Source organism: uncultured Jatrophihabitans sp. (genome assembly GCF_964246335.1).
In the GTDB taxonomy this organism is placed as follows: domain Bacteria; phylum Actinomycetota; class Actinomycetes; order Mycobacteriales; family Jatrophihabitantaceae; genus Jatrophihabitans.
Map to the genome: position 1 here is coordinate 1 of NZ_CAXTQF010000098.1, position 7,707 is coordinate 7,707.

4 protein-coding genes and 2 pseudogenes are annotated in these 7,707 nt (G+C 71.9%); 3 read left to right on the plus strand and 3 right to left on the minus strand.

Features of this window, described 5'->3' with window-relative positions; all coding sequences use genetic code 11:
• A pseudogene (locus ACFFCN_RS17840) lies at positions 1–301 on the minus strand (hypothetical protein); the annotation flags it as partial.
• Between the two features lie 56 nt (positions 302–357).
• Here ACFFCN_RS17840 and ACFFCN_RS17845 point away from each other — a divergent pair.
• Positions 358–831, plus strand: coding sequence for a hypothetical protein (locus tag ACFFCN_RS17845; RefSeq protein ID WP_375493847.1), 474 nt, complete (start codon positions 358–360; stop codon positions 829–831).
• 57 nt (positions 832–888) lie between these two features.
• Positions 889–1,419, plus strand: coding sequence for an NUDIX hydrolase family protein (locus ACFFCN_RS17850; RefSeq protein ID WP_375493853.1), 531 nt, complete (start codon positions 889–891; stop codon positions 1,417–1,419).
• A 13-nt stretch (positions 1,420–1,432) separates the two neighbouring features.
• Here ACFFCN_RS17850 and ACFFCN_RS17855 read toward each other — a convergent pair whose 3' ends face one another.
• The gene (locus ACFFCN_RS17855) at positions 1,433–2,767 is read right to left on the minus strand and encodes a hypothetical protein (protein WP_375493849.1); all 1,335 of its coding nucleotides are present in this window, start codon (positions 2,765–2,767) and stop codon (positions 1,433–1,435) included.
• Positions 2,768–2,878: 111 nt separating this feature from the next.
• Positions 2,879–4,846 carry a purple acid phosphatase family protein gene (locus ACFFCN_RS17860; protein ID WP_375493851.1) on the minus strand — a complete coding sequence of 656 codons (1,968 nt, stop codon included), beginning with the start codon at positions 4,844–4,846 and terminating at the stop codon, positions 2,879–2,881.
• Positions 4,847–5,045: 199 nt separating this feature from the next.
• Here ACFFCN_RS17860 and ACFFCN_RS17865 point away from each other — a divergent pair.
• Positions 5,046–7,707: pseudogene (locus ACFFCN_RS17865) on the plus strand (hypothetical protein); the annotation flags it as partial.

Below are 7,707 nucleotides of genomic sequence, written 5' to 3' on the forward strand. Positions count from 1 at the left end.
CGTCGGCGCCCCTGCCCTTTGCGAGGCGCGTCGCCTGCATGTTCGCGCCGTATGAGAGGGACTTGACGCCCGTGAGGATGACCGTGGGGGAGTAGTCGACCCTCGCCAGCGTCACGGACTCGCCGTGGGGCGGGAAGTTCTCGGTGAAGGCCAGGCGCCGGCCCCCGCGGGTGACCACCAGGCGCAGCTGGCCGTCGACGGCCCCAAACTGGTCCAGCAGGGTGGCGATCTCGCCCGCCGCCCCCGCCCGCGGGACCGCCGCCCTTCGGTTCGGGACCCGCAGCGCCGAGCGGGCCGCCACCCGGACAGCGCTCGTTCCTGCGCCGGCACCGCACGCCGCTCATCGTCGCCGCTGCTGTGGTGGTGCTCGGCGGCGCCGGTGCAGGCATCGCCGTAGCCGCCACAACGAGCGACTCGAGCAGCACGGCGAGCCCGAACGGCTCGACGAGCAGCGTTCCCGGCGAGGGCCAGCAGGTGAGCGGCTCCGCCGCATCAGCCGACAACGGCAAGCAGGGCAGGAAGGCCAACAAGAAGAAGGGGCAGAAGGGGCAGGCCGGGCAACGTCCCACCCGCGCCACGATCGTCAGCGAGGCGTCCACGAGCTGGACGGTGCGCACCATGCAGGGCAAGACGGTGACGATCACCATCACGCCGCAGACGCAGTTCGGCACCAAGAAGGCGCCGGCGTCGCGCTCGCAGTTCCCGGTCGGCAAGCAGATCGCGGTCATCGGTCAGCAGAGCGGCACAGGCATCACCGCTACGCGTATCCGGGTGCCGCAGCAGAAGAAGCCCGCCGGTGCGCCGGCGACGCCGTCGAGCTCACCCAGCTGATCAGCGTCGGCCTGCTCACGGCGACGTTCCTGCCCTGGCAGGATCGTCGCCGTGAGCATCGACTACGGCACGGAGTCCTCGGCCGGTTGGCTGTCGCGAGAGGAGTTGCGCGACGCCCGGGAGCGATTGCCGATCCTCTACGTCGACGCGGTTCCGGTGCGCGTCGACGACGTCGGCGAGGTGCAGGCCGTCGGTCTGCTGCTGCGCGCGACGGGTGACGGCGAGCTGATCCGCGCCCTCGTCTCCGGCCGGGTGCTGTACCACGAGCGAGTGCGTCAGGCGCTGGTCCGCCACCTGGAGAAGGACCTTGGTCCGCTGGCGCTGCCGCGCATCCCGCCTTCGCCGCAGCCGTTCACGGTGGCCGAGTACTTCCCCATCCCCGGCATCACGCCGTTCCACGACCCGCGCCAGCACGCGGTGTCGCTCGCCTTCGTGGTGCCCGTGGAGGGCGAGTGCGAGCCGCAGCAGGACGCGCTCGAGCTGACCTGGGTCACGCCGAACGAAGCGCGCGACCCTCGACTGCTCGCCGAGATGCAGGGCGGTCAGGGCGTCCTCGTGCAGCAGGCCCTCGCCTCCCTCGGCATGTGACGCCGACGGCCCGTCAGTGGCGGTGGCGCGCCACGAACCGCGGTTGACGCGCGCCGACGAGCAGCAGGGTGCCGACCAGCACCGCGAGCAGGCCGCCGGCCAGCAACGGCCCGAGCCACAACGGCCCGCTGGCGGCCAGCCGCGCGCCCGTTCCGGCCGGGTGCCGGGCCGCGACGGCGACCAGCTTGGCCTCGGCGAAGGCGTTGTCGGGGTCGGTGGATTCGCTGTCGTTGTCCGAGAACGCGAATACGCCGAGGCGGTCGGTGCCGACCGTCTTCGCGCGCAGCTCGATGGTCAACGTCTTGGTCTGCCCAGGTGCGATCGTGTGCAGCGGCCAGAGACGGATGCTCGGCCCGCGCCGGGTCGCCAGCTGCTGGGCCACCATCCGCCGGCTGCGGTTGTCGCTGCCGTCGGCGACGAGGTAGGTCCGGTTCAGCGGCCGCACCCCGGCGATGACCACCGACGACGAAGGCGCCGCGGAGTCGCTGACCGTGCCACCCCCGATCTCACCGCCGCCGGCGTCGCTCAATTTTGTGCCGTTGGTGATGACGAAGTGCGACGCCAGCTTCTCGTGCTTACGCGTGGAGATCGCGAACGCGACCGTCTCCGGCGCCGGTCCCTGCCCTGCGTTGTGAATCGTCGCGGTGATGCGCGCGCGGTGTCCGACCGGCACCGTCAGCTGCTTGTGGTTCAGCGACACATGCAGATCTGCCGTTGCGACGACGCGCACCGTCCCGTGCACGGTGGTGGCGGCGAACGTCGTCGGGGCGAGCGGCTCGAGCGTGGCGGCGAAGCCGGCGGTGGTGCCCGGCTTCGCCGACGCTGCGACGTTGACGTCGAAGTCGATGAAGGCGTTCGTGTCGTGCGCGATCGGTCCGGTCCGGCAGGTGATCGTGCGACGGTCCGCGGACGCGGTGCATTTCAGGGTCTGCACGCTCGGCTTGCCGCCGGCGAAGAAACCGTTCAGGCGCACGATGTCGTCCGGGTCCCCGAAGAGCGGCTGATCGAAGGAGATCGCAAACGTCGCGTTCGGGACGCCCGGCCCGTTGTCGACCAGCTGCACGACGAAGTCCGTGTCGTCCCCGGCCGAAAGCGGCGCCGCGTGGTCCTCGCCGAACCCGGCCGGTAGGCAGATCACCGGGTACAGCGCGTCGGCGTTCGTGCTGCACCGCGGGCCGGGTGCGTGCAGGACGGCGGACGACGACGAACTGGCCGCCGCGGGGATCGGCGTGCTGGCCGCGCTGGTTGAGGTCGGCGCGGGGGCGGAGTCGGCCCGCGCGGCGAACGGCACGAGCACTGCGAGCGCTGCTGTTGCGGCGATCGCGAGACGAATCTGCAGGGCGCGCACGGGCGGTCCGCTCTGTGGGCTGGGGATGAAGTCGGCGCAGCCTAACCCAGTGCACGCACGTTCACCACGGTCGGGCGCGGCGTGCCGCGGCCGACCGTGGTGCACCCGAGGTCAGCGGCGGAGCTTGCCCTCCCCCGCCGTCCGGCGCAGCGTGATGCGGTCGATCTCGGTGTACGGCGCGTTCGAGCCGGGCAACGCGTCGGCCAGCGTGCGGATCGTGAACGTCGTCGCGCGGCCCTTCGGCGCCGGTTCGACGTCCACGGCGAGGAACGCGTAGTCGTCGTAGCGCACCTGCGACCATTCGATGTCCTCGCGGACCTTCGTGCCCTGCAGGTAACCCGAGGAGTTGACCGCCGTGCCGGCGTCGGACCACACGTAGCTGTTGACCACGTTCTCCGTGTTGTTCTCCGTCGTGTTCTTGCCGCCGGGCGGGGTGTAGCCGCGATAGCGCTGACCCTCGGGCAGGGTCTCCGGGCCCGTCGGTGTGACGCCGGTGGCCGGCGGCGCCGTCGCGCTGGGCGCGGGCTGGAACGAGTACCGCGGCCGGCCACCGGAACCCGCGCAGATGTAGGTCACGCCGTCGGTCTGCGGATGGATGGTCGAGCCGTCGGGCGCCGAGCGGGTGCGCTTGCCGTGCTTGATCGGGTCCGTGCGCTCGAGGATGTGGTTGTGCCCCTGCACCACGAGGTCGACCTGGTACTTCGAGAACAGCGGGTCCAGGGCGTTACGCACACCGCCGTCGGACGAGTGGTTGCTCGTGGTCGAGTACGCGCAGTGGTGGAAGAACGCCACGACGAAGTCGATCGTCGGCGCCACGTTGTCGTTGGTGCGCCACTCACGCAGCGTCTCCTCCAGCCACTTGAGCTGCGCACCGTTCGAGTAACCGGTGTTCGTCTGGATCTCGTACGACAGGTCGTTGGCGTCGACGGAGATCACCCCGACGTTGCCGTAGACGAAGCGGTACACGGACGGGCAGGTCCGCGGGCCGTTGTCCGGCAGGTCCAGCCGCGCCTCGTGCCCGGCGTAACCGTGGTTCGGGCTGTCGCCGAGTTCCTTCGTCTTGCCGTAGAGCGCCTCCATGTCGTGGTTGCCGGTGGCGAACATCCACGGCGAGAACGCGGCCTGACCCTCGATCTGGTTGAGGAAGACGTCCCAGACGTAAGGGTTGTAGCGGTTGGTGCCGGTGGGTGCGGTCTGGATGCCGCTGTCGTCGGCAGGCAGTCCGCTGCCGTCCGGGTCGGCGTAGCAGATGTCGCCCGCCAGCAGCGTGAACGCGGGACGCTGGGACGCCATGTTGTCCGTCTGCGAGACGGCAGGGCGCGGGTCCGTGCCGGTCGTGCCGGCCACCGGGTCCGTCGCGGTGTAGTAGTTGTTGTCGAAGACGCCGCGCGGCCAGGTGCCGCCCGCGGCCGTCACGACGGCCGGGTCGTTGCCCCAGGCGTACTTCGGGTCGGCCGGCGCGTTGTTGGTGCCGACGTCGGCGAACGCGGTGAAGGTGAACGGCGGCGGCGTCTTGTGGTGGCGCCCGATGCCGTGCTCGGGAGCCGTGGCGAAGTACGCGTCACCGGTCGTGGTGCCGTCGGAGAGTCGGAACCGGTAGTGGTAGATCGTGTTCGCGCGCAGGCCGAAGATCTTCGCCTTCGCGTAGTACTGCGACGCCACCGGTCCGCCGGGGATGGCGTACTGCCCGACCAGGTGGACGATCTCGGCCTCGAAACGGTCGCCGTAGTCGCCCGGGCGGTGGCCGACCTCGACGTAGGCGCGCAGCCGCTTGGGCAGCGAGCCGGTGTTGCTGACGAGCTGCGCGGTCACCGCCATCGCCGACTCGGGGCGGCCGCTGCGGTCCTGGATGAAGGACAGATGCCGGCCGGACACGACGACGCCGTCATTGCCCTGCTTGCCGCCGGCGGCGGAGAACGCCCGCTCGGCCAGCGCGAACTGCGCGACGGCGATCCCGCCGGCCGCTGCCGTCGCAGCCTTGAGCATGCTGCGCCGCGACACCGAGTGCCGCGCCAGCTCCTTCGTGTTCCAGTCGGCGTATTCGTCGACGGTGGTCAGGTCACCGGTAGGAAAGTCCATGCCCTCATGCAAGCAAGTGCGCCGATCGCACGACGGGGGTTTGCAGCGAGCATCGGGTGAACTCTCGGCAAATCGGAAGTGCGGGACGTGACGCGATCGCAACATCCGCACAGCCCCGGGCGAAAGCCGCATGTGAGACGCTGCGAATCAGGCCGGCGGCGCCCGGACCTCGTCAGCGACGGATCGGAGTTCCAGGGCAATGCCGGCGACCACCACGGTGCGCGTGCTGGCCCGGGGACTCGCGCACCGCGGCGGCAGCACGCTCGCCGTTCTCGTGGTGGCACTCGTCGCCGCCGCAGCAGCAGCGGTGGGCCCGGCGTACTACGCCGCGGCACAGACGTCGATCCTGCGCGACACCGTCACGGCCGCGCCCGCCTCCTTGCGCGGCATCGAGTTCAGCACACAGAGCGAGCTGCCGGCGCTGCCGCAGTTGAGCGGCCTGACGCAGCCCGTCTTCCGCGCCGGCGTCCCGGCGGACGTGCGCGCCCGGGCGCTGGGCACGCCGATCGAGGCGATCGAGGGCACGGTGATCCTGCCGGACGGGTCACACACCGCGGCACCCCTCGTCTGGCGCACAGACGTCTGCGCCAACCTGCGTTTTCGCAGCGGGCACTGCTCTACCGCACCCGGCCAGCTCGTGATCAGCACCTCGCTGGCGTCGATGACCGGCCTCACGGTCGGCAAGCGGTTCGCCAGCGGCGTGTGGGGGGCGTTGAGCGTCGTCGGCATCTACCGCGTCCCGGATTTCACCAAGCCCTACTGGTTCGACCACGGCGGCGACTACTTCCAGACCGAGAACGGCGGCGGCGGGGCCAACGCCCCGATGGCCGACGCGGCCTTCACGCCGGAGCCGACGATGCTCACCGGGCGCGGCCAGCCGCAGGGCAGCGCGTTGATCGACCAGCCGCTACGCGCCGACACGGTGCAGGCGACGGATCTCGACACGCTCGACAGCGCCATCGCCCATGTGCAGCGTGAGCTGACCGACGCCAACCAGAGCATCGTCGTGCAGACCGGGTTGCCGCACGTGCGCGACGACGTGCACGCCAGTTGGCGGGCGCTGGAGATCTCGATCCTGCTCGTCACCGTGCAACTGCTGGTGCTGGTCTGGCTGGTCATGTTCACCGTCGTCGGCGACGCGATCGCGGCGCGCGGGGCGGAGATCGCGCTGGCGAAGCTGCGCGGCCGTCGCGGCCTCGGGTTGCTCGGCTTCGCACTGGGCGAGCCGGTCGCGCTGCTGGCGCTCGCGCTGCCACTCGGCGTCGGCGTCGCGGCGCTGGCCTGCCTCGGCCTGGACTCGGTGCTGCTGCGGCCGGGGACGTCGGCCACGGTGCCGGGGACGGCATGGCTCGCGGCGCTCGTCGCGACACTGGGCGGACTGGTGGCGACCGTGGTCGCCGGCCGGCGCACCCTGCGTCGCGGGGTACTCGACCAGTGGCAGCACGCCGCGCGCGAGGCGACCCGGCGCGGCTGGCTGATCGACGGCATCGTGCTGACCGCGGCGGTCGCAGCCGTCGTCGAACTGGTCGTCGGCGGCCAGGTCACGTCCACGCACGCCGGCACGCTCGGCCTGCTCGTACCCGGTCTGCTCGGTCTCGCCGTCGCGGTGGTGGCGTCCCGGCTGCTGCCATGGCTCGCCCGGCGGTCCTTCGCCCGGACGCGTCGCCGCGGCGGCCTCGGCGCGTTCCTCGCGGTGCGTCAGGTGGCGCGGCGCACCGCCGGCGCGCGGACGACGATCGTGCTGGCCGCGGCGTTCGCGCTCGCGACCTTCGCCGTCGCCGCGTGGAGCGCCGGGCAGAGCAACCGCAGGTTGGCGGCGGACGTGCAGGTCGGTGCGCCGAGCGTCCTGACCGTGACGCCACCGAGTCCGCGCACCGACCTCGGCGCCGTGGTCGACCGCATCGACCCGGGCGGCACCCGGGCGACCGTCGTGGACAACTACTACCCCGGCACCAGCACCGTCGGGTCGTTTCTCGCAGTCGACCCGCAGCGGTTCGCGCACGTCGCCGCGTGGCGCAGCGACTTCGCGCCGCGCTCGCTGGCCACGCTGCTGCACGAGCTCGCGCCGCCCGCGGCCCAGCCGGTGCGGATCCCCGAGGACACCACGCTGCGGGTGCGGATGACGGTGCGCAATCTCAAGCCGGCCGGGCTGGTGCTCGGCGCGACGCTGGGCGCGCCCGGCGAGAGCGGCGCGGTCGACGCCGAGCTCGGCACCGTTCCGCGCACCAACGGCGCCGTCACCCTGACCGCCGACGTCGGCGGTTGCCCGTGCACGCTGCGCAGCCTCGACGTGTCGACGGGGTCGGCCGACAGCACCGTGCACGTCACCGGTCAGGTGATCCTCGACGGCATCGACATCCAGGGCGCACACGGGTGGACGCCGCTGCCGAATCTGCAGCGCACGACGCAGTGGCGGCAGCAGAGCGGCAGCAGCGTCCCGCCGACGTCCACGCTCTCCTTGCAGAACGGCCGGCTGGTGTGGCCGCTCGACTTCTTCGGCGACACCGCCGCCTCACTGGTCGTCGCCGACGCGCCGGCGGCGCTGCCCGCGGTGGTGTCCCCGCACATACCCACCGGACCTGTCGGCAGCGTCGTGCAGGTGCTCGGGCTGGACAGCAACGAGGTGCCGATCAGATCCATCGCACGTGCCGCCGCAGTGCCCGGTGCGGCGGCCGGCGGTGTGCTCGTCGACCGGACGTACGCCGAACGTGCCGCCAACTCCGCACTGGCTGCGACGGTCGCTCAGCAGGTGTGGGTGGCGGCCGGCGCCGAGCACTCGGTCGCGGCCGGCCTGCGGGCCGCGCACGTGAAGGTCACCGACGTCCAGTCCGCCGGCCGCCAGACCCGCCTGCTGAACCGGC

Coding starts and splice junctions, on each gene's coding strand:
- ACFFCN_RS17860 (WP_375493851.1), bottom strand. CDS start 4,846: ATGGACTTTCCTACCGGTGACCTGACCACCGTCGACGAATACGCCGAC.